A 24564-nucleotide genomic window follows, 5' to 3' on the forward strand; every position below is an offset into this window, starting at 1 on the left:
CCGGGGAGAGTCATGTCCTTCACACCACCGGCCGCCCGGCTGACGGTCCGTTCCGTCCCCGTCTTCCGGGGCCGTATCGGCAGTGACGCCCGCAGCGGCCACTACGCCGTGCCGCGCCGCTACCGACTCCATCTGTCCGCCGCCGACCCCGACGGGCTGCGCATCGCCGTCACCCACAGCCTCCTCGGCCTGGAACGGGCCTGTCCCGTCACGTTCCTGCCCGCCGTCCCCGACTGTCCCGACGGCGGCCACTCCGCGCTGCGCCCGCTCTACGACGCCAGCGCCCACCACTACACCGGACCCGCCGTCGCGCCCGTGCTCAGCGACGACTGGTCGGGCCGGATCGTCTCCACCCACGGCCCCGACATCGCCCGCGACCTCGCCCGGCGCTTCGGCGGCGGCCGGACCGCGCTGTACCCGTGCGGCGCCGAGTCCGAGATCGACGCCGTCGAGCGGATGTGCGCCCAGGGCATCGAGCGGGCCGCGCAGCGCGCCGGTACGGCCGGCACCGGCGACGAGGAACGCGCCGCCGCGCTCGACACCCTGCTCCACACCCTCGGCGTGCTGGACCAGGGACTGCGCGTGCAGCCGTACCTGATCGGCGATCAGATCACCGCCGCCGACGTGGAGTTGTGGGTCGCGCTGGTGCAGCTCGACACCGTGCACCGCCATCATCTCGACGCGTCCGCCGTGCAGCGCATCGCCGGCCACCCCGCCCTGTGGGCCCACGCCCGCCGGCTCGCCGCGCACCCCGCGTTCGGCGCGCACCTCGACCTCGACGGCATCGCCCGCCGCCACCACGCCCGTTGTCAGGGCCTGGAGGCCGCGGGCGCCGCCGTGCAGATCCTGGACTGGGCCGCCCACATCGCGCCGGCCCCGTAACCGCCCCGGGACGCGGGGCCGTTGCGGCCCCGCAGCCGTTCCAGCACGTGGACCGGCGTTGACATTCGTTCGGGTGCCTGTCTTTACTTACGGCCCAGAACGGTCATGAGCGTCAGCGACAAGCCCTGGCTTGCTGACCGGCAACCCTCGCATCGCGGTGGGGTGCCCCAGGTGACGACCGGACCGGATGACGTGACCGCACGGATCCGGTAAGCGCGAGGGCCCCTGCGGGGGCCGCACGAGTGACGGAGAGTCCCATGTACGCAGCTCCCAGGACGGCGCCCCGCCGCCTTCGGGGCTGCGTCCGTCCGTCCGCGCAGCAGCCCCTCGTCGCCGACCGGGCCGTCGATCTGCTCCGCGTGAACAGCGCACTGTGTACCGCACCGGGCCGTGCCCGCTGTCGGGGCTGACACCAGCAGACCCGGCACCACCGCAGCACATTCCCCTCGCCCCGCCGCGTTCCCGACGCACACCGCCCGAGCGGTGAGCCGTCCACCGCAGCCCCACCCCGGTTCTCCGTACACGACCGTGCGCCGCGCGCCCTCCCGCGGCCGCCACCACGGCCGTGCCCGTCCGGGGTGCCCGACTTCCGCCGGAGCCCCTCATGAGCGAACCCCCAGGCGTCGCGACCCTCGACGCGAAGCCCATAGCCGACACCCCGTCAAAACAGCTCTCAGCACAGCGCGTTCAGCCGCTACGACGACCCGGACGCTGGATCGCCACCGCGATCGTCCTGGTCCTGGTCGCCCAGTTCGCGCACGGCCTGATCGCCAACCCGTTCTACCAGTGGGACCGCTTCGGCTACTGGTTCCTGCGGCCCGTCATCCTCGACGGACTGCTGATCACCCTGGAAGTCGCCGCCTACAGCGCGGTGCTCGGCCTTCTCGGCGGCATCCTGCTCGCCCTCGCCCGGCTCTCCAGGAGCCCGGTGCTGCGCGCGGTGAGCTGGACCTACGTCTGGGCCCTGCGGTCCATCCCGCTGATCGTCGTCCTGCTCTTCCTCTACAACTTCAGTGCCCTGTACCAGACGTTGAGCGTCGGCGTCCCCTTCGGACCGGCCTTCTTCACCTTCGACGAGTCCCGGCTCGCCACCGACATGGTGATCGCCGTCGTCGGCCTCAGCCTCAACGAGGCCGCCTACGCCGCCGAGGTCGTCCGCGGCGGCATCCTCTCCGTCGACCAGGGCCAGCACGAGGCGTCCGCCGCGCTCGGCCTGCCCAAGAGCTACCAGTTCCGCAAGATCGTCTTCCCGCAGGCGCTGCGCTCGATCGTCCCCAACTACGTCAACCAGCTCATCGGCCTCATCAAGGCCACCTCCCTGGTCTTCTACGTGTCCCTGCTCGACCTGTTCGGCACCGCGCAGACCATGGGCTCCACCTACCCCGGCGACATCGTGCCGCTGCTGCTCGTGGTCACCGTCTGGTACCTGATCCTGACCAGCCTGGTGTCCGTCGCCCAGTTCTACGTCGAGCGGTACTACGCCCGGGGCGCCACCCGCTCCCTGCCGCCGACGCCGTTGCAGAAACTGCGGACCGGGTTCACCGACCTGCGCGCCCGCATCCGCCGGGAGGCCGCCGTATGACCACCGAGACCGCCGAGGCGACCACCGCCCCCGGGGCGAGCGTGCCCGCCGCCGTCGAGGTGCACGACGTGCACAAGTGGTACGGCGCCCACCGCGTCCTGGACGGCGTGAACCTGACCGTACGGCCCGGCGAGGTCACCGTGATCCTCGGCCCGTCCGGCTCCGGGAAGTCCACCCTGCTCCGGGTCATCAACCACCTGGAGAAGCCGGAGATCGGCCATGTCAGCATCAACGGCGAGCCGATCGGCGTCCGCCGGCACGGCGGCCGGCTGCGCGAGCTGAGCGAACGCGCCATCCTCACCCAGCGCAGCCGCATCGGCTTCGTCTTCCAGAACTTCAACCTCTTCCCGCACCTCACCGTGCTGGACAACATCGCCGCCGCCCCCGTCGCCACCGGCAAGCTCAGCCGCCCCGCCGCCCAGGAACTCGCCCGCGAACTCCTCGACCGGGTCGGCCTCGCCGACAAGGCCGGCGCCTACCCCCGCCAGCTCTCCGGCGGCCAGCAGCAGCGCGTCGCCATCGCCCGCGCCCTCGCGCTGCGCCCCGGCGTCATCCTCTTCGACGAGCCCACCTCGGCCCTCGACCCCGAACTCGTCGGCGAGGTCCTCGCGGTCATCAAGGACCTGGCGACCAGCGGCACCACCCTGGTCATCGTCACCCACGAGGTCGGCTTCGCCCGCGAGGTCGCCGACCGCGTCGTCTTCATCGACGGCGGCCGGATCGTCGAACAGGGCCCGCCCGCCGAGGTCCTCGACAAGCCGCAGCACGAGCGCACCCGGGACTTCCTGAGCAAGGTCCTCTGACCCGCGCGCAACCCGGGCGCACCCCGCGCGCACCCCCTGATCTCCCCCACGCACCACCCCGCACCACCCCGCCCCCACACCACCACCCTCTCTCACCCAGCACCAAAGGACGGCCCATGTCTGCCCACGTCACCCGACGCAGCCTGATACGCGGCATCACCGCGGCGACCGCGGTCGCCACCCTCGCCACCGGGCTCGCCGCCTGCGGTGGGGACAGCGACGCCGCCACCACGACCGACAGCGCCGCCGCCGGGGGCGTGACCGTCGGCCGCGTGTCCAACGGCGCCGCCAAGGAGACCACCATCAAGGTCTCGGAGGTGAAGTCCATCAGCGCCAAGCTGCCGGACGCCGTGAAGAAGAGCGGCAAGCTCACCATCGGCGTCGGCGCCCTGCCCTCCGGCTTCGCCCCGCTGGCCTACGTCGGCGACGACCAGAAGACCCTCACCGGCGCCGAGCCCGACCTCGGCCGACTGGTGGCGGCGGTCCTCGGCCTGGAGCCCGAGACCAAGAACTTCACCTGGGAGAACCTGTTCGTCGGCATCGACAGCGGCAAGGTCGACGTGGCCTTCTCCAACGTCACCGACACCGAGGAGCGCAAGAAGAAGTACGAGTTCGCCTCCTACCGCCAGGACAACCTCGGCTGGGAGGTGAAGAAGTCCAGCACCTGGAAGTTCGACGGCGACTACAAGAACCTCGCGGGACTCACCGTCTCCGTCGGCTCCGGCACCAACCAGGAGAAGATCCTGCTGGAGTGGAAGAAGAAGCTGGAGAGCGAGGGCAAGAAGCTCACCGTCAAGTACTACCCGGACCGCAACGGCACCTATCTCGCCCTCAACAGCGGCAAGATCGACGCCTACTTCGGCCCCAACCCCGGCATCGCCTACAACGTCGCCAAGACCGCGGGCACGGCCAACGCGACCGCCAACGCGGGCACCTTCTCCGGCGCGGGCGAGACCCTCCAGGGCCTGATCGCCGCCACCGCGAAGAAGGACAGCGGTCTCGCCGAGCCGCTCGCCGAGGCCATCAACTACCTCATCGACAACGGCCAGTACGCCACGTGGCTGGAGGTCTACAACCTCTCCAACGAGGCCGTCGCCAAGTCCGAGGTGAACCCGCCCGGCCTGCCGCTCGACAATTCCTGACACGCCGTCAGCCGGGAACATCGGGTCCGGCCAGGGCGTTCCACCGTAGAAGAGGCATGTGAGGCGCGACAGCGCGCCCCGGGAGAGGGAGGTGCAAGGCCGTGACGTCCACCTTCCACGCCGTGCACCTCCACTCCCGGGCCCACATCGACCTCCAGCGCGTGGCCGGCGCGCTCTGTCGCTCCTGACACCCGTTCCCCGATGCCGCACCCCATGGCGCGGGTGACGTGCGCTCTCGTACGGACCTCCAGGAAGGCACCACCGTGTCCTCAGCATCCCTTTCCCCGCTGCACCTCGCCGTCGCCCTCGACGGCACCGGCTGGCATCCCGCCTCCTGGCGCGAGCCGGTCGCCCGCCCCCGCGAGCTGTTCACCGCCCGCTACTGGGCCGACCAGGTCACCGAGGCCGAGCGCGGCCTCCTCGACCTCGTCACCTTCGAGGACGGCCTCGGCCTCCAGTCCTCCCACTTCCTCGATCCGGACGACCGCACCGACCAGGTCCGCGGCCGCCTCGACGCCGTCCTGACCGCCTCCCGCGTCGCCCCGCTCACCCGTCACATCGGGCTGGTGCCGACCGCGGTCACCACCCACACCGAGCCCTTCCACCTCTCCAAGGCCATCGCCACCCTGGACTACGTCAGCACCGGCCGCGCCGGTGTACGCGTCCAGATCACCGGCCGGCAGAGCGACGCCGCCCACTTCGGCCGCCGTACGATCCCGCCGATCGACGACCTGCGCGGCCCGGTGGTGGCCGACCTGTTCGACGAGGCCGCCGACCACGTCGAGGTCGTCCGCCGGCTCTGGGACAGTTGGGAGGACGACGCCGAGATCCGGGACGCGGCCACCGGGCGCTTCATCGACCGCGACAAGCTGCACTACATCGACTTCGAGGGCCGCCACTTCAGCGTCAAGGGCCCCTCCATCACCCCGCGCCCGCCGCAGGGCCAGCCCCTGGTCGCCGCCCTCGCCCACGACACCGTCCCCTACCGGCTGGTGGCCCGCGCCGCCGACCTCGGCTTCGTCACGCCCCACGACACCGGACAGGCCCGCGCGATCGTCGCCGAGATCCGCGCCGAACAGGACGCGGTGGGCCGGACCGCCGAACCGCTGCACATCTTCGGTGACCTGGTGGTCTTCCTCGACGAGGACCCCGCCGAGGCCGCCGCCCGCCGCGAGCGCCTCGACGCCCTGGCGGGCGAGGAGTTCACGAGCGACGCCCGGATCTTCACCGGAACCCCCGCCCAACTCGCCGACCTGCTCCAGGAGTTCCAGGAGGCCGGACTCACCGGGTTCCGGCTGCGCCCCGCCGTCGCCGGCCACGACCTGCCGGCGATCACCCGCGGCCTGGTCCCCGAACTCCAGCGCCGCGACGCCTTCCGCCGCGCCTACGAGGCCGACACCCTGCGCGGGCTCCTCGGTCTGACCCGCCCCGCCAACCGCTATGCCGCAGCCTGAGCCGGACGGAGAGCCGACGACCATGAGCAAGCCCCTGAAGCAGATCCACCTGGCCGCGCACTTCCCCGGCGTCAACAACACCACCGTGTGGAGCGACCCGCGGGCCGGCAGCCATATCGAGTTCAGCTCCTTCGCCCACTTCGCCCGCACCGCCGAACGCGCCAAGTTCGACTTCCTGTTCCTCGCCGAGGGCCTGCGCCTGCGCGAACAGGGCGGCAAGATCTACGACTTGGACGTCGTCGGCCGCCCCGACACCTTCACCGTCCTCGCCGCGCTCGCCGCCGTCACCGAACACCTCGGACTGACCGGCACCATCAACTCCACCTTCAACGAGCCCTACGAGGTGGCCCGCCAGTTCGCCAGCCTCGACCACCTCTCCGGCGGCCGCTCCGCGTGGAACGTCGTCACCTCCTGGGACGCCTTCACCGGCGAGAACTTCCGCCGCGGCGGCTTCCTCCCGCAGGAGGAGCGCTACTCCCGCGCCAAGGAGTTCCTCGCCACGGCGAACGAACTCTTCGACTCCTGGCAGGGCGACGAGATCCTCGCCGACCAGGCCACCGGCACCTTCCTGCGCGATGCCAAGGCCGGCGCGTTCGTCCACGAGGGCCGGCACTTCGACATCCACGGCCGGTTCAACGTGCCGCGCAGCCCCCAGGGCCGCCCGGTGATCTTCCAGGCCGGGGACTCCGACGAGGGCCGCGAGTTCGCCGCCTCCGCCGCCGACGCCATCTTCAGCCGCTACGCCGGACTCGACGACGGCCGCGCCTTCTACACCGACGTCAAGTCCCGCCTCGCCCGCTACGGCCGCCGCCCCGACCAGCTCCTGATCCTGCCCGCCGCCAGCTTCGTCCTCGGCGACACCGACGCGGAGGCCGAGGAGATCGCCCGCGACGTCCGCCGCCAGCAGGTCAGCGGCGCCACCGCGATCAAGCACCTGGAGTTCGTCTGGAACCGCGACCTCTCCGGCTACGACCCGGAGGGCCCGCTGCCCGACATCGACCCCGACCCCGGCGAGCACCACATCGCCCGCGGCCGCGCCCAGGTCCGGATGTACCGGGACCCGATCGCCACCGCCCGCGAATGGCGCGAGCGCGCCGCGGCGAACAACTGGTCCATCCGCGACCTGGTCATCGAGACCGGCAACCGGCAGAACTTCGTCGGCTCCGCCGAGACCGTCGCCCGCACCATCAACGACTACGTCCAGGCCGACGCCAGCGACGGCTTCATCCTGGTCCCGCACCTCACCCCGGGCGGCCTCGACACCTTCGCCGACCAGGTCGTCCCGCTCCTCCAGGAACAGGGCGTCTTCCGCACCGAGTACGAGGGCACCACCCTGCGCGACCACCTCGGCCTCGCGCACCCGGACGACATCCGCCACGAGCGGGCCGCGTCGTGAAGTTCCTCGCCATCACCCTGATCGTGCACCGCCCGGACCCGGTCACCGGCGTCCTGAAGTCCACTCAGGACCGCTTCCGCGAGGTGCTCGACAACGCCCTGCTCGCCGAGGAACTCGGCTTCGACGGCTTCGGCGTGGGGGAGCGGCACGAACGGCCGTTCATCTCCTCCTCGCCGACCGTCGTCCTCAGCCATGTCGCCGCCCTGACCCGGCGGATCCGGCTGTTCACCGCCGTGACCACCCTCAGCCTCCTCGACCCGGTCCGCGCCTACGAGGACTACGCCACCCTCGACCATCTCTCCGGCGGCCGCCTCGACCTGATCATCGGCAAGGGCAACGGCTCCGCCCAGCGCGACCTGTTCCACGTCACCCCCGAGGACCAGTGGGAGCGCAACGCCGAGAGCTACGAGGTGTTCCGGCAGATCTGGCGCCACGACAAGGTCACCGCGGCCACCCGCTTCCGGCCCGAGCTGAAGGACGCCGAGGTGTGGCCCCGGCCCTACCAGCGGCCGGTCCGCGTCTGGCACGGCAGCGCCACCAGCAAGGAGTCCGTGGACCTGGCCGCCCGCTACGGCGACCCGCTGTTCTCCGCGAACGTCACCCACCCCGTCGAGCCCTACGCCGAACTGGTCCGCCATTACCGCGAACGCTGGGAGCACTACGGCCACGACCCGGCGGACATCGCGGTCGGCGCCGGATCGGCCGGGGTGTACGTGGCCCGCACCTCGCAGGAGGCGCGCGAGACGTACCGGCCGATCTTCGAGAGCAACCTCGACTTCCAGCGCCGTACCGGCCTGCCCGTCGTCTTCGAGACGCTGGAGGACTTCGTCGAGCGCAGCTCCGCCCTGATCGGCAGCCCGCAGCAGGTGATCGACAAAGTCCACCGCTACCACGAGCAGTTCGGGCACTCCGTGCTCCATCTACAGGCGGACGCGAGCGGATTGACGGACTTTCAGCACCGCGACTCGCTGGAGCGGTTCCAGGCGCAGGTGGCGCCGGTGCTGCGCAAGGAGATACCCGACCCGCCGTTCGCCTGGGGCCCGGTGCTCCCGGCGGCGCCCGCCGAGGAGGAGCCCGCCCGTGCCTGAGACACCCCTCGGCGTCCTCGACCTGGTCCCGGTCCCGGCCGGGGCGACGGCCTCCGACGCACTGCGCAACTCCCTCGACCTCGCCCGCCGGGCCGAACAGGTCGGCTACAGCCGCTACTGGTTCGCCGAACACCACCTCAACCCCGGCGTCGCGGGCACCTCACCCGCCGTCCTCCTCGCCCTCACCGCCGCCGTGACCGACACCATCCGGCTCGGCTCCGGGGCCGTCCAGCTCGGCCACCGCACCGCGCTGAACACGGTCGAGGAGTTCGGGCTGATCGACGCCCTGCACCCCGGCCGGCTCGACCTCGGCGTGGGCCGCTCCGGCGGCGGCCCCTCCGGCCGCCCGGCCGAACCGCCGCCCACCGCGACCCCGGTGGTCGACGGCCGGGCGCCCAACGGGCTGGTCATCCCGCCCCGGTTCTCCTTCGAGAACCTCCTCGGCTCCCCGCGGATCGCCCTCCAGCTCAGACTGCTCAAACTGCCCGGCGCCGAGTCCCAGGACTACGCCGAGCAGATCGACGACCTCCTCGCCCTGCTCGCCGGCAGCTACCGCTCCCCGGAGGGCCTGGAGGCCCATGCCGTGCCCGGCGAGGGCGCCGACGTCCAGGTGTGGATCCTGGGCAGCAGCGGCGGCACCAGCGCCGAGGTCGCGGGCGCCCGCGGACTGCGCTTCGCGGCGAACTACCACGTCAGCCCGGCCACCGTCCTGGAGGCCGTGGACGGCTACCGGGCCCGCTTCAAGCCCTCGGAGACCCTCGACCGGCCGTACGTGAGCGTCTCCGCCGATGTCGTCGTCGCCGAGGACGAGGACCGCGCCCGGGAGCTGGCCGCCGGGTACGGGCCGTGGGTGCGCAGCATCCGCACCGCCGAGGGCGCCATCGCCTTCCCCACCCCGGAGCAGGCCCGCGCCCTGCCCTGGACGGACGAGGACCAGGCCCTCGTCCAGGACCGGCTCGACACCCAGTTCACCGGCACCCCGGCCCAGGTCGCCGACCGGCTGGAACAGCTCCAGGAGGCCACCGGCGCCGACGAGTTGCTCATCACCACCATCACCCACGACCACACCGACCGGGTCCGCTCCTACACCCTGCTCGCCGACGAGTGGCGCCGCCGCGGGCACCTGCCCGAGGCCCCCTGACACCGGCCGCGGGACGCCGGTGCGCCGGGATCACGTCACCCTCCCCCGAGGGGACGTGATCCCGGCGCTTCCCCCGGCGCCGGACTGCGGTATCGAGGGCGGTCGTGGCCGGTGTCACCAGCACATGACCGCCGTACGGCCCGACCCCCACCCGGAGTAGAGCCGCACCCGGACGAAGTAGCGGCGGCCCTTGACCAGGCGGGCCCGGATCGTGGCGTTGTCCGGGGTGCCGCCGTCGTCGCGGCCCGCGAGGAAGCGGGGCACGCCGTCCCGCTCCTCGAACACCACCACCACGGCGTCCCCGTCGCCGAAGGTGCCGACGGTGTACTCGCGGGTCTCCGGCGGCTCCACCGCGAAGTCGGCCTGCCCGCCCGGCCCCAGCGACAGCGGCACCGACCGGAACGGCACCAGCTCCGGCGGCTGCGCGGCCGCCGACGGATACCAGCGCAGCACGAACTCCTTGTCCAGCGCCGACAGTTCACCGCTGGGATGGACACCCCCGCGGAACTGCTCGGGCTCCAGGATCAGTCCGGCGGAGAAGGGGTACTCCATCACCGAATGCGGGTCCCACACCGAGCCGTTGACCTCGGCAGGGTCCAGCTTGCGCAGGATGTTGACGTAGGTGCGGTCCCGGCTCCAGTGGTTCGGCGGGCCCGCCAGATCGGCGTACACCGCCTCGTCGTCCCAGTGGATCCCGGCGAACGGGCTCTGGTGCTCGTGCTGCATACCGAGCGCGTGCCCGATCTCGTGCAGGGCCGTGGCCCGTTCACCGGGCGCGGTCAGATCCCAGCCGAAGTTCATGGTGCGCTCGGCGAGTCCGGCGAACAGCGCGTCACGGCCCACCGCCGACCAGGAGCCGTCGCCCTGCTGGAAGCCGATCCGCAGCTCCGCCTCCGAGCGGTCGGCGACCTCGGCGAACGACACCCCGATGCCGAGCCCGGACCAGGCGCCGAAGCAGTCGCGCACCACGTCCCGCTGGGCCTCGTCGCCCACCCAGGACACCCACCGGGTGCCGCCGGAACCCGGTACGGCAATGACCGACCCGTCGCCCTCGCCGTCGAAGAAGTGGTAGTGCAGGACCGTGCCGTTGACCCACATCCGGCGCCCGCTGAGCAGCGCGCCGAGCCGTTCGGCGGCCAGCCCCGGGGCGAACACGGGGGCCGGCTGCCGCGGCAGGGAGCAGTAGCGGGCCGTCATGCCCCCACAGTGCCGCGCCCCGTCGCCCCGGCGCCTGAGTCGGGGGCTACTCAAGTCGCCCTGTATCAGGCGTGAGTACACCGACTCCACATGGTGTGACTCCCCACGCCGTGACACCTCGTGCCGTGACCCCGCTTCGGGCGGCCACCGTCGCACCGCGCGCCGAGACCCTGCGCCCGCACTGGCCGTTCACCGGACGGGAGGAGGAACTCGACCTGGTGCGGCGGTCGTTGGCGGCGGGACGGCCCGGGATCGTGGTGACCGGACCGGCCGGCTGCGGCCGTACCCGGCTGGCCGCCGAGGCGGTGCGCGGCACCGACTGCGTCCGGGTGTCCCCGACCCCCGAGACCCGGACCACCCCCTTCGGCGCCTTCGCCCCCGTACTGCCCGAGTCCGTCACCCTCCACCGCGCCGTGCGCCTGCTGTCCGGGGTGCGGCTGCTGTGCGTCGACGACGCGCATCTGCTGGACGACGCCTCCGCCGCCCTGCTCCACCACCTCGCCGTCCAGGGCCGCACCCGGCTGCTGGTCACCGTCACGGACGGCGTGCCCGCGCCCGCCGCGGTGACCCGCCTGCGCACCGGCGAGGCACTGCCCCGGCTCGCCCTCGCGCCGCTCCCCGACGACGCCACGGACCCGCTCCTGGAGGCCGCGGCGGGCGGCCCCCTGGACGCCCTCACCGCGCACCGGCTGCGTGGGCTGTGCCGGGGCGACCTGCGGCTGCTGCGGGACCTGACGGCCGCCGTCCACGACACGGGCCTGCTCACCCGCCTGCCCGAGACCGGCCTGTGGGCGTGGCGCGGCCCGGTGCCGCCGACCCCGGCGCTGCGCGAGCGCGCCGCCGCCGTCCTGGCTCGCCCCTGCCCCGAGGAGCGCGAGGCTCTGGACCGCCTCGCCTTCGCCGAACCCCTGCCGCTGCCCGCCGGCACCCTGGACCTGCGGGCCCTGGAACGCCTGGAGGCGGACGCCCTGATCGAGGTGGCGGACGACGACACCGTGCGCCTCGCCCACCCCCTGCACGGCACGATGCTGCGCGCCACCGCCGGACGGCTGCGCGCACGGCGGCTGTCCGGGCTGCGCGGGCCGCTCACCGACGCCCTCGACACGGAGGCCGCCGCCCTGCTCGACGGCATCGCCCGCGACGACGTCCGCACCGCCCGCACCCCGGTGGGGGAGTGGCTGGTCGCCGAGGGCGCGCCCGTCCCGGCCGGGTACGCCGCCGTCCGCGCCCGCTTCGCCCGGCTGCGCGGCGAACTCCGCGAGGCCGCGGCCTGGGCCCGCGAGGGCCTGTCCGAGACACCCCGGCACCCTGCCTGCCGCCGCGAACTCGCCCTGACGGCAGCCCGGTCGGGCGAACCCGGCCCCGACGACGGCGCCACCGACGACGGCGTCACCGACGACCCCGACGCCTACGACGCCGTACGCCTCGGTGCTCCCGAGCGGGCCCTCGAACTGCTGCCGCCGGACGGGGTGTTCGCCCGGCACGCGCGTGCGCTGGCCCGTGCCGACGGGGCCGCCCTGGACCGGGTGGCCGCCGAACTCGGCGAGCGCGGCTTCCTGTTGTACGCCGCCGAGGCGTACGCCCAGGCCGCCTCCGCGCACCGCGACCCCACCGCGGCCCGTACCGCCCGCACCCGCGCGGCCGCGCTCGCCCGCCGCTGCCAGGGCGCCCGCACCCCGGCCCTGTCCGGACCGGCGCTGGGCGAACTCACCGCCCGCCAGCGCCAGATCGTCACCCTCGCCGCGGCCGGCCTCACCAACCGACAGATCGCCGAGCGCCTCACCCTCTCCGTCCGCACCGTCGGCAACCACCTCTACGGCGCCTACGCCCGCCTCGGCACCGCCGACCGCACGACCCTGCCGTGGCTGGTGGAACAGCCCGCCTAGGAGGCCCAGTCAGTGGTCAGGCCGCCCCGAACGCGGTGAACGCCCAGCCCGTCGCCCGGTGGACGGAGTCGCCGGGCAGGGCGGCGCGGGCGTCGCGGAGGGCCTCGGCCAGGGAGAGGCCGCCGCTCAGGCCGCGGTGCAGCGCCAGCATCAGGGGGACCACGGCGGCGTCGTTGACGGGCGCGCTGCTCGCGACCACGCCCGCCGTGCCGAGCGGCAGCAACGCGGTGACCAGGCCGAGGAGTTCGTCGGCGCCGGCCGGGGCGAGCCGGGCGGTGTCGCAGCTCGACAGGATGATCCGGTACGGGCTGCGGGCGAGGCGCTCGAAGTCGTGGACGATCAGCGGGCCGTCCGCCATCCGCAGGGAGGAGAACATCGGGCTGTCGGCGCGGAAGGTGCCGTGCGCCGCGATGTGCGCGAGGGTCGCCCCGTCCAGTTCCTCCAGCACCCGCGGCACGCGCGCGTCGGCGTGCTCCAGCACCGTGGGCCGACCGTAGCGTCCGGCGACCTCCGGTACCTCGGCCCCGCCGGTGGCGAGGCCGGGCCCGCGCACCAGGACGTGCCGCCGGCCGGGTGGCGGTTCGGTCTCGCGGGCGCGCAGCCAGCCGCTCGCCGACGGCGACACGCTGACCACCCGCTCCCGCAGCGACGGCAGCAGCGCCCACGGCACCCGGTGCAGCCGGGCCGGCGGGACCACGACCACCGGTCCCGGCCCAAGATGCCCCGCCGCCTCACCGAGCAGCAGTTCCTCCAGACGCCGTCCGGCGGCCTCGGCCAGCGGCAGCCGCCCCTCCGCGCCCGGATGGGCCAGCCGGCGCAGCGCGGCCTGCACGTACTCGGCCTCGTGCTCCGCCTCGGCGAGCAGCCCGCCCGCGAACCGCCGCACCTTGCCGCCGCCGCACAGCAGCACCTGCACCCGCCCGTCCAGGACGGCGAGTTCGACGAGCCGGGTGTCCCCGAGCCGCTCCAGGAGCCGCTTCGCCTGGAACCGGGCGCCGTCCCCGGGCGCGTCCCCGCGGCTGTGCAGGGTCCGGGACCGGATCTCCCGCTCCAGCCTGCGCTGTTCCCGCTCCAGGGCGGGCACCGGGCGCCCGTCCATCCGCGCGCTCTCCGCGCGGGCCGCGATCTCCCGGAAGGCCGTCAGCCCGCTCAGCAGCTCCGGGTCGGCGGGCGGCCGGGTCGGCGGGGTGGACAGCGCCGTCGCCCGCCACCGCTCGCTCCAGCCCAGCAACTGCCGGGGCCCGCCCCGCTCCAGACTCACCTGCTGGGCCAGCGCCGCCAGTTCGGCGCCCTGCGCGGTGGCCCGCGCCCTCAACTCGGAGGCGCCCAGCGTCATCCGGTGGTCGTCGAGCACGTCCAGGCCGCGCCGGCACGCCTCCAGCACGCCCCGCCCGGAGCCGGTGGCCCGCGCCCACAGGGCCTGCGCCGCCCAGCCCGTCATCCGGGCCAGCGGCGGCCCGCTGCGGCGGCTGCGCGCCGCGATCTCCAGATAGCGTTCGGCGTCCGCCGTCCAGTCCAGGCCGAGCGCGATCCGGCCCGCCAGCAGCCACGCCTCGGGCGCGGCGGGCGCCCCGAACGCCGACAGCCGCTCCGCCAGCCGGGCCGCGTCCGCCACCAGCCGGCCCGAGCCCCGCCCGGTCGCCACCCGCGCCTCGATCAGCACCAGCCGGGCGTGCGTCTCCCACCAGCCGCGCCGCTGCCCCGCGAAGAGCCGCTCAGCCACCGCCGCCCGCGCGATCGCCGTCCCCGGGTCGCCCGCCAGCCTGGCCGCCCTCGCCGCCACCAGCAGCAGTTCCGCCTTGCGCGTGGACTGCCCGCCGATGCCGTCGAGGACCGCGATCGCCGCGTCCGCCTCGGCCAGCGCCTCCGGCGCGAGCCCGGCCGCCATCAGCACCTCGCAGCGCCGGATGTTGAGCATGAAGGTCGGCGTGCCGAGCTTGGCGTACCGCTCCTCGGCCTCGTCCAGCAGCCGCAGCGCGGCCGGGACGTCCCCGGAACGGAACGCGGCCAGCCCCCGGCTCTCCACCGCGTCCGCCTTGTCGTGCTCCTGGCCCGTGGTGTCCCACAGCGCCTCGGCCGCCGTGAAGTCCGCCTCCGCCCGCTCCACCGAGCCGAGCGCGAGATGCACGGTGGCGCGCAGGGTGAGGGCGCGCGCCGTCCAGATGACGTCGTCCGCCCCGCGCAGCACGGGAATCGCCCGCCGTACGTCCTCCAGCGCCTCGCGGTGGTGCCCGAGCACCCACCAGGAGTAGGCCCGCCGGTACAGCACCCGCGCGCGGGTGTGCCCGCTGCCGCGCTCCACGCCCCGCTCGAACGCCTCCAGGCCCTGCCGGGTACGCCCGGCGTGGATCAGCGCCACCCCGAGCGTGGCCAGCACATCGGCCTCGCGCTCCGCCGAGTCCGCGCGGGCCGCGAGGTCACGGGCGCGCCGCAGATGGTCCAGAGCGATCCGCAGATCGCCCCAGTCCCGCTGCCAGATGCCGATCACCTGATGGGCGACCGAGGCGTGCAACGGCGTCGGGTCGGTGTCGAGGACTCCTTCCGCCCGCGACAACGCGTCGTTGGGGGCGGCGAACACCATCGGCAGCAGTTCGAGAACCGATTCGTTGCCCGTTGTTCCCGCTGTCACTCCACGGATGGTAGTGCTCCGGCCGGTACCCCACACCCGTTCGGTGCCGTATCCGGGGATATCAATTGGACATCATGTCAACGTACTTGGCGGCGCGTGGACGGCGTGCACGCCCGGCGCCCGGTGGACGGGTGGGGCGCGCGCGGACGAACGCACCCTCGGTGTCCGCAACCGCACCCCCCGTCCCGGCCGTCGCAACTGCTGTATCAGGACCGGGCCTCGCGGCTCAGACTGACGACATCGGCACTGGGGAGGACACGCCATGGCACCACAGCGATTCCACGAGCAGTTCGATCAGATCCAACGCTCGCTGCCCGACGTCCCGTTGGCGATGGGGCCGGACGACTCCGCCGAGTTCATCTACGAGCGGGGCGTGGTCCTCGCCCGCGACGGCGAGGAGGCGCGGGTCGTCGAGGACACCGTGCGCGACCACTTCACCGCCACCGCCGGACTCGTCGGCGACCACGTACGGCGCGCCGGACCGCGGACCAACCGCTCCGGCATCACCCGCATCCAGGTCGGCGACCCCTCCGACCGCGGCCCCGGGATCCGCGGCGGCGGGGACGACGCCGTCGCCGGAGCCCTGCGCGCGCTGCGCACCGCGGAGGGCCGCACCGGCCACCGGCTCGTCAGCCGCAACCACGTGGTGTCCATCGCCGTCAACGCCTGCCCCGGCGACGAGCCCGTGCCCGTGGCCCACACCGAGCAGCCCAACCCCTCCCCGGCGCCGGGCACCTACGACCCGGCGAGCGCCGTCGGCGTCCTGGTCGTCGACACCGGCCTGATGCACGACTACCGCTCCTACCCGCCGCTCGCCCACACCGACGGCGACCTCCAGATCCGCGAGACGGACGACGACGGCGTCCTCCAGCAGTACGTCGGACACGGCACGTTCATCGCCGGACTCGTCGCGGCCGTCGCGCCCAACACCGCCGTCACCGTGCGCGGCACCCTCAACGACGCCGGCGCGATCCTGGAGGACGCCTTCGGCGAGGCGCTGTTCGACGCCGTCGAGGAAGGCGGCTGGCCCGACATCCTCAGCCTCTCCGCCGGCAGCTCCAACGGCCGCGTCGACGGACTGCTCGGCGTCGAGGGCTTCATGCGCGCGCTCAGGGGACAGCGCACCCTGCTGGTCGCCGCCGCCGGCAACAACGCCAGCGCCACCCCCTTCTGGCCCGCCGCCTACGCCACCCAGCCCGACTACGCCGACGCGGTCCTGTCGGTCGGCGCGCTGCGCGGCGACGGCGAGTACGGCGCCTGCTTCAGCAACCACGGCGGCTGGGTCCGCGTCTACGCCCCCGGCGAGCGCCTCACCAGCGCCCTCACCGGCTTCGACAGCCCCGTCCCGTACATCTACCAGCACTCCACCTACGACGCCTGCCGCTACGGCTTCGGCTACGCCTGCACCTGCCGCTCCCCGCGCCACAACGGCGTCCTCAGCGACGGCACGGGCAAGCCGGACCAGGTGATGTTCGAGGGCTACGCGTCCTGGAGCGGCACGTCCTTCGCGACGCCCGTGGTGGCCGGACTCGTCGCCGCCCACATGACGGCCCACCAGGAGACCGACCCGCGCGCGGCGGCCCGGCAACTCCTGGAGAAGAACGTCGAGTTCGCCGAGGTGCGCGGCGCGCACGTGCCGGCTCTGCTGCCCGCCACCTGGCGCCCGGTCCCGGTCGGGCCGGCATGAGGAAGCGGTCATGAGGACACCGTCATGAGGTCCGAGCGATGCCCCGCCACGGCGTACGATGACAGGCCGTACACGAGGGGTGGGGCCGTGGACCGTACTGATGTCGGCGCGCTCGTCCAGTCCGCCGTCGACGGTGACACGGCGGCCTGGAAGGCACTGGTCGAAGGGCTGAGCCCGCTGGTCTGGTCGGTGGTGCGCTCGCACCGCCTGTCGGACGCGGACGGGAGCGAGGTGTACCAGACCGTCTGGTTCCGCTTCGCCCAGCACCTGGGCCGGATCCGGGAACCGGACAAGGCGGGTTCCTGGCTCGCGATCACCGCGCGCAACGAGTGCCTGAAGGTGATCAAGAGCGCCCGACGGCTCACACCGACCGACGATCCGCAGCTCCTCGACCGCGCCAGCGAGGACCGCACACCGGAGGAATCGGTACTGGACTCGGAGGAGGCGGCCGCGCAGAGCGAGCGCGTCCGCTTCCTCTGGCAGGAGTTCGAGGCGCTGGGCGACCGCTGCCGGCAGTTGCTGCGGGTGCTGATCGCCTCACCGCCGCCCAGCTATCAGGAGGTGTCGGCCGCCCTGGGCATCGCCGTGGGCAGCATCGGACCGATGCGCCAGCGCTGCCTGCGCCGCCTGCGGGCCCGACTCGACGCACGGGGAGCACTGTGAACGGCATCGACGACAACGACCATGGCCCCCGGCCGGGGGAAGACACCTTCGACGACGAGGAGTTCGACCTCGGCGCCCTGGAGGAGGAACTGCGGCAGGCCGCCGCCATCCTCGACCCGGTCCCCGCCGAACTGCGGCGGACGGCGGTCGAGGCGTACGCGCTGCACGACCTCGACGCCCGGATCGCCGAGCTGACCTTCGACTCGCTGACCGACGCCATCCCGGTGCGCGGAGCCGAGGACGCGCCGCGGATGCTGACCTTCCACTCCGGCGACCTCACGGTGGACGTCGAGGTGACCGGGGACGGGCTGATGGGCCAGCTCCTGCCGCCGCAGACCGCCTCCATCGAGGTGCTGCACGGCCCGCGCGCCGGTGTTCCGCTGACCGCCGACGCCCTGGGCCGCTTCACCTGCGACAGACCGTCCGGCGGCCCGTTCGCGCTGCGGCTGCGCACCGGCGGCGAGGTGGTCGTCACGGAGTGGCTGCGCGCGTAGGGGAGGTCCGCGCGCCGGCCGGTCAGGACACGGCGTCCACCAGGTCCGCCAACGCCCGTGCCAGCGCGGTCAGTCCAGGGCCCGCGGGGCCGCCCGGCTCGGTCATGTAGGTGTCCCGGCGGATCTCCACCATCAGCGCGGACACCCGGGCGTCCGACCCGTAGTACTCCAGCGGGACGTACGTCCCGGCGAACGGGCTGTCCAGGCCGGTCTCCCCGACCGGCGCGAACGCCTTCCGCGCGGCGGCGAGCAGCTCGGGCGGGGTGTGGAAGCGGTCCGTGCCCAGGCACACCGGCGGCCGCGGCCCGGTCCCGTGCAGCTCGTAGGGCAGCGGCGCGGACGGGTAGGAGTGCACGTCGATCACGACGGCCCGCCCGACCGCGGCCAGCCGGTCGGCCACGGCCCGCGACACGGCCCGCGCGTACGGCCGGAAGTACCGCTCGACCAGCGGCTCGTGGCCGACGTCGTCCGCCCGCAGCACCTCGCGGTGCGTGGTCCGTGTGTAGACGGCGCCCATCCCGACGGCCCGCATCTCCTCCCGCTCGTCCGGGAACCGCTCCGGGTCGACGACCAGCCGCGACAGCCGGTTGACGAACCGCCACGGAGCCACCGCGGCCAGCCGGCCCGCCGCCTCCGCGATCTCCGCGGTGTGCGCGTCCGTGATGTGGTCCAGCTCCTGCTCCAGCGCCCCGTCGTCCAGCACGATCCCGTCCCGCACGGTGTCCGGTATCTCCCGCGCCGAGTGCGGCACATGCAGAATCACCGGCGAACCGGCCCCGCCGGGCAGCAGCGCGAAGGACGGTGCGTCGGCGGAGGACATCGGGCGGCTCCCGGGGCGTTGTCAGTGGCGTGATGCATGATCGAAGGAGATCGACGGAGCCATCACAACACGACGCGTCGGGAACGGGGAATCGGGCATGGCCGTGACGAACGAGCAGGTGACGGGGCACCCGTTCCTGAAGGCGCTCTACCGGGACGACTACTACCCGGACCGGGTGGTGGACCGGGGCCGGGGCATCCTGCTGCGTCTGTGCGAGCGCGTCGAGACCGAGCGGCCGGCCGACGTCGACGCCCTGTACGTGCTGACGCATGCCGCCACCGAGGAGTTCAACACCCTCCAGGACGCCTTCTGGGAGGCCGGCAGCGAGATCGAGACGGTCGCGCGGGAGGCGATAGCGGAGGAGTTCTGGTTCGTCGCCGGGGCGTACGGCTTCCCGGACGCCGACATCGAGGAGCTGATCGCCCCGCGGGACTGGTGAGCGCGGCCGTCGTCTCAGCCGAGGATCTCGTGGACCAGGGCCGCCACCTGGTCCGTCTCGATCAGGAAGCCGTCGTGGCCGTACGGGGATTCGATGAGCCGGGGGTGGTCCGCGGAGGGGATGAGGGCGGCCAGTTCGGTCTGCTGGGGCGGCGGGTAGAGGCGGTCGGAGTCGACGCCGGCCACCAGGGTCCGGGCCGTCACGCGGGCCAGTGCGGCGCGGGTGCCGCCCCGGCCGCGGCCGATGTCGTGGGCGTTCATCGCCTCGGTCAGCACCACATAGCTGCCCGCGTCGAACCGCCGTACCAGCTTGGCCGCGTGATGGTCGAGGTAGGACTCGACCTGGTAGCGGCCGCCCCGGAAGGGCTCCTCGGTGCCCTGGGCGGTCCGGCCGAAGCGCAGCGCCAGCTCCGGTTCGCTGCGGTAGGTGATGTGGGCGAGCCGGCGGGCGAGCCCCAGACCGGCGTGCGGGCCGCGCCCGGTGTCGTGGTAGTCGCCGCCCTGCCAGTGCGGATCGGCGCGGACGGCGTGCAGTTGCACGTTCGCCCAGGCGATCTGCTCCGCGCTCGCCGCCGCCGTCGTCGCGAGCAGGAGCAGGGCGTCCACCCGTCCGGGGTACGACACCGCCCACTCCAGCGCCCGCATGCCGCCCATCGAGCCGCCGACGACCAGCGCCCACCGCTCGATGGCGAGCGCGTCCGCGAGCCCCGCCTCGGCGGCCACCTGGTCGCGCTGGGTCAGGAAGGGGAAGGCGCCGCCCCAGCGGCCACCGGTGCCGGGCCGTGCCGAGGCCGGCCCGGTGCTGCCCTGACAGCCGCCGAGCACGTTCGGCGCGACCACGAACCACCGGTCGGTGTCCAGCGGCCGCCCCGGTCCGACCAGGCCGTCCCACCAGCCGGGCGTCGGATGCCCGGGCCCGGCCGGGCCCACCACATGGCTGTCCCCGGTGAGCGCGTGCAGCACCAGCACCGCGTTGGAGCCGTCCGCCGCGAGCCGCCCCCAGGTCTCGAACGCCAGCCGTACGCCCGGCAGTTCACCGCCCGCCTCCAGCGCCAGCGACCGCTCGGCCGCGTACCACCGGCGCCGCCCGGGCGGGTCCCCCTCCCGCCAGGCCCCCGTGGCCGGCGGAAGCGGGACCGTCGTCGGCAGCGCCACCTACGCGCCCTTGGCCGCTCGGAACCCGGCCTCCAGGTCCGCCTTGAGGTCCGCGACGTTCTCGATGCCGACCGACAGGCGCACCAGACCCGGCGTGGTGCCGGTCGCCGCCAACTGCTCCTCGTCGAGCTGGCTGTGGGTCGTGGACGCCGGATGGATGATCAGGCTGCGCACGTCACCGATGTTGGCGAGGTGGCTGAACAGCTCGACCGCGTCCACGAACCGCTTGCCCGCCTCGACACCGTCCCGCAGCTCGAAGGAGACGATCGCGCCCGCGCCGCGCGGCAGATACCGCTGCCCCGCCTCGTACCACGGGCTGGACTCAAGGCCCGGGTAGTGGACGGCGGCGACCTCGTCGCGCCGCTGGAGCCACTCCGCCAGCGCCAGCGCGTTCGCCGAGTGCCGCTCGATCCGCAGGCTCAGCGTCTCCACGCCCTGGAGCAGCAGGAACGCCGAGTGCGGGGAGAGCGCGGGGCCGAGGTCCCGCAGCAACTGCACCCGCAGCTTGACCGCGAACGCCCCGGGGCCGAGCGCCGGCCAGTACTGGAGGCCGTGGTAGCTGGGGTCCGGCTCGGTGAAGTCGGGGAAGCGGTCGGCGTGCGCGCCGAAGTCGAAGGTGCCGCCGTCGACCACCACACCCGCGATGGCCGTGCCGTGGCCGCCGAGGAACTTGGTCGCCGAGTGCACGACGACGTCCGCGCCGTGCTCGATCGGCCGCAGCAGATACGGCGTCGGCACCGTGTTGTCCACGATCAGCGGCACCCCCGCCGCGTGGGCCACGTCGGCGACGGCGCGGATGTCGAGGACGTTGCCGCGCGGGTTGCCCAGCGTCTCCGCGAACAGTGCCTTGGTGTTCGGCCGGATCGCGGCCCGCCACGCCTCCGGGTCGTCGGGGTCGTCCACGAACGACACCTCGATGCCGAACCGCGGCAGGGTGTGCTTGAGCAGGTTGTGCGTGCCGCCGTACAGCGAGGTGCTCGACACGATGTGGTCGCCCGCGCCCGCCACCGTCAGGATCGCGAGGGTCTCGGCGGCCTGCCCCGACGCCAGCGCCACGGCCGCGACCCCGCCCTCCAGGGCGGCGACGCGCTGCTCGAAGACGTCCTGGGTGGGGTTGTGGATCCGGGTGTAGATGTTGCCGGGCTCGGCGAGCGCGAACAGGTCGGCGGCGTGCTGGGTGTCGCGGAACACGAACGACGTCGTCTGGTAGATCGGCGTCGCGCGGGCGCCGGTCGTGGGATCGGGTGCGGCGCCGGCGTGGATCTGCCGGGTCTCGAACGACCATGCCGAGGTGTCGGGCTGGGTGCTCATGGTGCTCCTCGTGCGGGGAGAGCGCGAACGTGCGACGAGGTAAGCACAACCGGACAGGCCCCGACAGGCCCGCACGAACCATGACATGAGGACGTCACAAACGACATGCGTCGGCAACGGGCGGCAACGGGAGGCAACGGGAGGACAGGTGAACCGGCACAGGCGGACACAGGTGAACGGCACGGGTGGACACAGGCGAACCGTCACGGGCGGACAGCGAACCGCCCCGGCCGGAGAGTCCCGGCCGGGGCGGTTCGTCGCGCGAGGAGCGTCAGCTCAGGGACGCCAGCGCCGCGTTCCAGGTGGCGGAGGGACGCATGACCGCCGCCGCCTTCGCCGGGTCGGGCTGGTAGTAGCCGCCGATGTCGGCCGGCCGGCCCTGGACGGCGTTCAGCTCGTCCACGATGGTCTGCTCGGCCGCCGTGAGCGTCTCGGCGAGCGGCGCGAACGCCTTCGCCAGCTCGGCGTCGTCGGTCTGCCGCGCCAGCTCCTGCGCCCAGTACAGGGACAGGTAGAAGTGGCTGCCGCGGTTGTCGATGCCGCCGACGCGACGGGTCGGGGACTTGTCCTCGTTGAGGAAGGTCGCCGTGGCGCGGTCCAGGGTGTCGGCCAGCACCTTGGCGCGGGCGTTGCCGGTCGCCGTGGCGTACTGCTCCAGGGACGGCACGAGCGCGAAGAACTCGCCGAGGGAGTCCCAGCGCAGGTAGTTCTCCTTGACGAGCTGCTGGACGTGCTTGGGTGCGGAGCCGCCGGCGCCCGTCTCGAACAGGCCGCCGCCCGCCATCAGCGGGACGACCGACAGCATCTTGGCGCTGGTGCCCAGCTCCAGGATCGGGAAGAGGTCGGTCAGGTAGTCGCGCAGCACGTTGCCGGTCACCGAGATGGTGTCCTCGCCGCGGCGGATGCGCTCCACCGACAGCTTGGTGGCCTCGACCGGGGCGAGGATGCGGATGTCCAGGCCCTCGGTGTCGTGCTCCGCCAGGTAGGCCGTGACCTTGGCGATCAGGTTGGCGTCGTGGGCGCGGGTCTCGTCCAGCCAGAACACGGCCGGGTTGCCGGTGGCGCGGGCGCGGGTGACGGCGAGCTTCACCCAGTCCTTGATCGGCGCGTCCTTGGTCTGGCAGGCGCGGAAGATGTCACCGGCGGCGACCGGCTGCTCCAGGACGACGTCACCGGCCTGGTCGACCAGGCGGACCGTGCCGGCCGTGGCGATCTCGAAGGTCTTGTCGTGGGAGCCGTACTCCTCGGCCTTCTGCGCCATCAGACCGACGTTGGGCACCGAGCCCATGGTCGACGGGTCGTAGGCGCCGTGGGCGCGGCAGTCGTCGATGACGGCCTGGTAGACGCCGGAGTAGGAGGAGTCCGGCAGGACCGCGAGGGTGTCGGCCTCCTGGCCGTCCGGGCCCCACATGTGGCCGGAGGTGCGGATCATGGCCGGCATCGAGGCGTCGACGATGACGTCGGACGGCACGTGCAGGTTGGTGATGCCCTTGTCGGAGTCGACCATGGCCAGGGCCGGGCCCTCGGCCAGCTCGGCGTCGAAGGACGCCTTGATCGCGTCGCCCTCGGGCAGCGCGTCGAGGCCCTTGAGGATGCCGCCCAGACCGTCGTTCGGGGAGAGACCGGCGGCGGCCAGCGTGGCGCCGTACTGCTCGAAGGTCTTCGGGAAGAAGGCGCGGACGACATGGCCGAAGACGATCGGGTCGGAGACCTTCATCATCGTGGCCTTGAGGTGCACGGAGAACAGCACGCCCTCGGCCTTGGCGCGGGCGATCTGCGCGGTCAGGAACTCGCGCAGCGCGGCGACGTGCAGCACGGAGGCGTCGACGACCTCACCGGCGAGGACCGGTACGGACTCGCGCAGCACGGTGGTGGTGCCGTCCTCGGCGACCAGCTCGATGCGCAGGGCGCCGGCCTCGGAGATCACGGCGGACTTCTCGGTGGAGCGGAAGTCGTTCTCGCCCATGGTCGCCACGTTGGTCTTCGAGTCCGAGGACCAGGCGCCCATGCGGTGCGGGTGGGTCTTGGCGTAGTTCTTGACCGAGGCGGGGGCACGCCGGTCGGAGTTGCCCTCGCGCAGGACCGGGTTCACGGCGGAGCCCTTGACCTTGTCGTAGCGGGCCTGGATCTCCCGCTCCTCGTCGGTCTTCGGGTCGTCCGGGTAGTCCGGCAGCGCGTAGCCCTGGGCCTGGAGCTCGGCCACGGCGGCCTTGAGCTGCGGGACCGACGCCGAGACGTTGGGCAGCTTGATGATGTTGGCCTCGGGCGTCTTGGCCAGTTCGCCCAGCTCGGCCAGGGCGTCCGGGATGCGCTGGTCCTCGGTCAGGTACTCCGGGAACACCGCGATGATGCGGCCGGCCAGCGAGATGTCCCGCGTCTCCACGGCGACACCCGCCTGCGAGGCGTACGCCTGGACGACCGGCAGGAAGGAATACGTCGCCAGGGCCGGGGCCTCGTCAGTGTGGGTATAGATGATGGTCGAGTCAGTCACCGGGTGCTCCGCTCCACGTCCACGTCTGCAACATTGCTCGACATCAAGATATCTCGTGACCGGGCCGGGCTCGACAGCGGTCCGCCCGCGGCCCGTGCGTGGTCCGCCCGCGGTCCGTGCGCGATCGGGCCGGGGCCGCCCCCGTCCGTCTCCGGTCCCCGCCCGCGGACCCGAAGGGATCCGGCCACGCGCGGGAACCGGCCATACACCCGTCCGGAGCAACCGAGCCCGCCGCTTCGTCCGTCAAGGAGGTAGATCGTCGACTCATCCGACGGCCGGACCGACCACCCGGCCGCCCGATCGAA

General features: G+C 73.3%; 20 protein-coding genes and 1 riboswitch. Of the genes, 14 read left to right on the forward strand and 6 right to left on the reverse strand.

Annotated features, from left to right (window positions below; translation table 11 throughout):
* Positions 1 to 12: 12 nt before the first annotated feature.
* The 9 genes from AFM16_RS33110 to AFM16_RS33145 all read left to right on the forward strand — a co-directional run bounded on the left by AFM16_RS33110 (position 13) and on the right by AFM16_RS33145 (position 9488).
* Positions 13 to 882, forward strand: coding sequence for a glutathione S-transferase C-terminal domain-containing protein (locus AFM16_RS33110; protein WP_030790606.1), 870 nt, complete (start codon positions 13 to 15; stop codon positions 880 to 882).
* A gap of 101 nt (positions 883 to 983) precedes the next feature.
* Positions 984 to 1104: riboswitch (SAM riboswitch) on the forward strand.
* 382 nt (positions 1105 to 1486) lie between these two features.
* Complete coding sequence (locus tag AFM16_RS33115) at positions 1487 to 2464, forward strand: amino acid ABC transporter permease (RefSeq protein ID WP_078636113.1); 978 nt, start codon at positions 1487 to 1489, stop codon at positions 2462 to 2464.
* Positions 2461 to 3267, forward strand: coding sequence for an amino acid ABC transporter ATP-binding protein (locus tag AFM16_RS33120; protein WP_078636114.1), 807 nt, complete (start codon positions 2461 to 2463; stop codon positions 3265 to 3267). The genes AFM16_RS33115 and AFM16_RS33120 overlap by 4 nt, the downstream gene beginning before the upstream one ends.
* A gap of 116 nt (positions 3268 to 3383) precedes the next feature.
* On the forward strand, positions 3384 to 4409 hold the full coding sequence (locus AFM16_RS33125) for a transporter substrate-binding domain-containing protein (RefSeq protein WP_078636115.1): 1026 nt from the start codon (positions 3384 to 3386) through the stop codon (positions 4407 to 4409).
* 122 nt (positions 4410 to 4531) lie between these two features.
* Entirely contained in the window at positions 4532 to 4597 is a 66-nt protein-coding gene (locus AFM16_RS40690) for a putative leader peptide (RefSeq protein ID WP_323188800.1), read from the forward strand.
* A gap of 75 nt (positions 4598 to 4672) precedes the next feature.
* Complete coding sequence (locus AFM16_RS33130; protein ID WP_078636116.1) at positions 4673 to 5863, forward strand: LLM class flavin-dependent oxidoreductase; 1191 nt, start codon at positions 4673 to 4675, stop codon at positions 5861 to 5863.
* Positions 5864 to 5885: 22 nt separating this feature from the next.
* Positions 5886 to 7259: an NtaA/DmoA family FMN-dependent monooxygenase gene (locus AFM16_RS33135; RefSeq protein ID WP_078636117.1), complete on the forward strand. Its 1374-nt coding sequence runs from the start codon at positions 5886 to 5888 to the stop codon at positions 7257 to 7259.
* Positions 7256 to 8347 carry an LLM class flavin-dependent oxidoreductase gene (locus AFM16_RS33140; protein WP_078636118.1) on the forward strand — a complete coding sequence of 364 codons (1092 nt, stop codon included), beginning with the start codon at positions 7256 to 7258 and terminating at the stop codon, positions 8345 to 8347. The genes AFM16_RS33135 and AFM16_RS33140 overlap by 4 nt, the downstream gene beginning before the upstream one ends.
* Positions 8340 to 9488, forward strand: a complete 1149-nt coding sequence (locus tag AFM16_RS33145) for an LLM class flavin-dependent oxidoreductase (protein WP_078636119.1) — start codon at positions 8340 to 8342, stop codon at positions 9486 to 9488. The genes AFM16_RS33140 and AFM16_RS33145 overlap by 8 nt, the downstream gene beginning before the upstream one ends.
* A gap of 114 nt (positions 9489 to 9602) precedes the next feature.
* Here the strand turns inward: AFM16_RS33145 and absR1 are convergent, their stop codons facing one another.
* A complete protein-coding gene (gene absR1, locus AFM16_RS33150) occupies positions 9603 to 10685 on the reverse strand; it encodes a beta-glucuronidase AbsR1 (RefSeq protein ID WP_078636120.1) in 1083 nt (360 codons plus the stop codon).
* Between the two features lie 125 nt (positions 10686 to 10810).
* On the opposite strand from absR1, the gene AFM16_RS33155 reads away from it, so the two are divergent.
* Positions 10811 to 12571 (forward strand): LuxR family transcriptional regulator AbsR2, encoded by a 1761-nt coding sequence (locus AFM16_RS33155; RefSeq protein ID WP_078636121.1) that lies wholly within the window; start codon positions 10811 to 10813, stop codon positions 12569 to 12571.
* A 16-nt stretch (positions 12572 to 12587) separates the two neighbouring features.
* On the opposite strand, the gene AFM16_RS33160 is transcribed toward AFM16_RS33155, so the two are convergent.
* Positions 12588 to 15152: a CHAT domain-containing protein gene (locus AFM16_RS33160; protein ID WP_078636122.1), complete on the reverse strand. Its 2565-nt coding sequence runs from the start codon at positions 15150 to 15152 to the stop codon at positions 12588 to 12590.
* A gap of 310 nt (positions 15153 to 15462) precedes the next feature.
* On the opposite strand from AFM16_RS33160, the gene AFM16_RS33165 reads away from it, so the two are divergent.
* The 3 genes from AFM16_RS33165 to AFM16_RS33175 all read left to right on the forward strand — a co-directional run bounded on the left by AFM16_RS33165 (position 15463) and on the right by AFM16_RS33175 (position 18044).
* Entirely contained in the window at positions 15463 to 16887 is a 1425-nt protein-coding gene (locus tag AFM16_RS33165; RefSeq protein WP_078636123.1) for a S8/S53 family peptidase, read from the forward strand.
* 87 nt (positions 16888 to 16974) lie between these two features.
* A complete protein-coding gene (locus tag AFM16_RS33170; protein ID WP_030790569.1) occupies positions 16975 to 17550 on the forward strand; it encodes an RNA polymerase sigma factor in 576 nt (191 codons plus the stop codon).
* 5 nt (positions 17551 to 17555) lie between these two features.
* Positions 17556 to 18044 (forward strand): hypothetical protein, encoded by a 489-nt coding sequence (locus tag AFM16_RS33175; RefSeq protein ID WP_107419336.1) that lies wholly within the window; start codon positions 17556 to 17558, stop codon positions 18042 to 18044.
* 22 nt (positions 18045 to 18066) lie between these two features.
* Here AFM16_RS33175 and AFM16_RS33180 read toward each other — a convergent pair whose 3' ends face one another.
* Complete coding sequence (locus AFM16_RS33180) at positions 18067 to 18864, reverse strand: N-formylglutamate amidohydrolase (RefSeq protein ID WP_078636125.1); 798 nt, start codon at positions 18862 to 18864, stop codon at positions 18067 to 18069.
* Positions 18865 to 18961: 97 nt separating this feature from the next.
* Between AFM16_RS33180 and AFM16_RS33185 the strand changes: the two genes are divergently transcribed.
* Positions 18962 to 19303 carry a DUF5713 family protein gene (locus AFM16_RS33185; protein WP_078636126.1) on the forward strand — a complete coding sequence of 114 codons (342 nt, stop codon included), beginning with the start codon at positions 18962 to 18964 and terminating at the stop codon, positions 19301 to 19303.
* Between the two features lie 14 nt (positions 19304 to 19317).
* Here the strand turns inward: AFM16_RS33185 and metX are convergent, their stop codons facing one another.
* The 3 genes from metX to AFM16_RS33200 form a co-directional block, all read right to left on the reverse strand.
* A complete protein-coding gene (metX, locus tag AFM16_RS33190; protein WP_078636127.1) occupies positions 19318 to 20457 on the reverse strand; it encodes a homoserine O-acetyltransferase MetX in 1140 nt (379 codons plus the stop codon).
* The gene (locus AFM16_RS33195) at positions 20458 to 21768 is read right to left on the reverse strand and encodes a bifunctional o-acetylhomoserine/o-acetylserine sulfhydrylase (RefSeq protein WP_030790554.1); all 1311 of its coding nucleotides are present in this window, start codon (positions 21766 to 21768) and stop codon (positions 20458 to 20460) included.
* A 271-nt stretch (positions 21769 to 22039) separates the two neighbouring features.
* Complete coding sequence (locus AFM16_RS33200) at positions 22040 to 24259, reverse strand: NADP-dependent isocitrate dehydrogenase (protein WP_030790551.1); 2220 nt, start codon at positions 24257 to 24259, stop codon at positions 22040 to 22042.
* Positions 24260 to 24564: the final 305 nt, after the last annotated feature.

It is taken from the genome of Streptomyces antibioticus, from assembly GCF_002019855.1.
GTDB lineage: Bacteria > Actinomycetota > Actinomycetes > Streptomycetales > Streptomycetaceae > Streptomyces > Streptomyces antibioticus_B.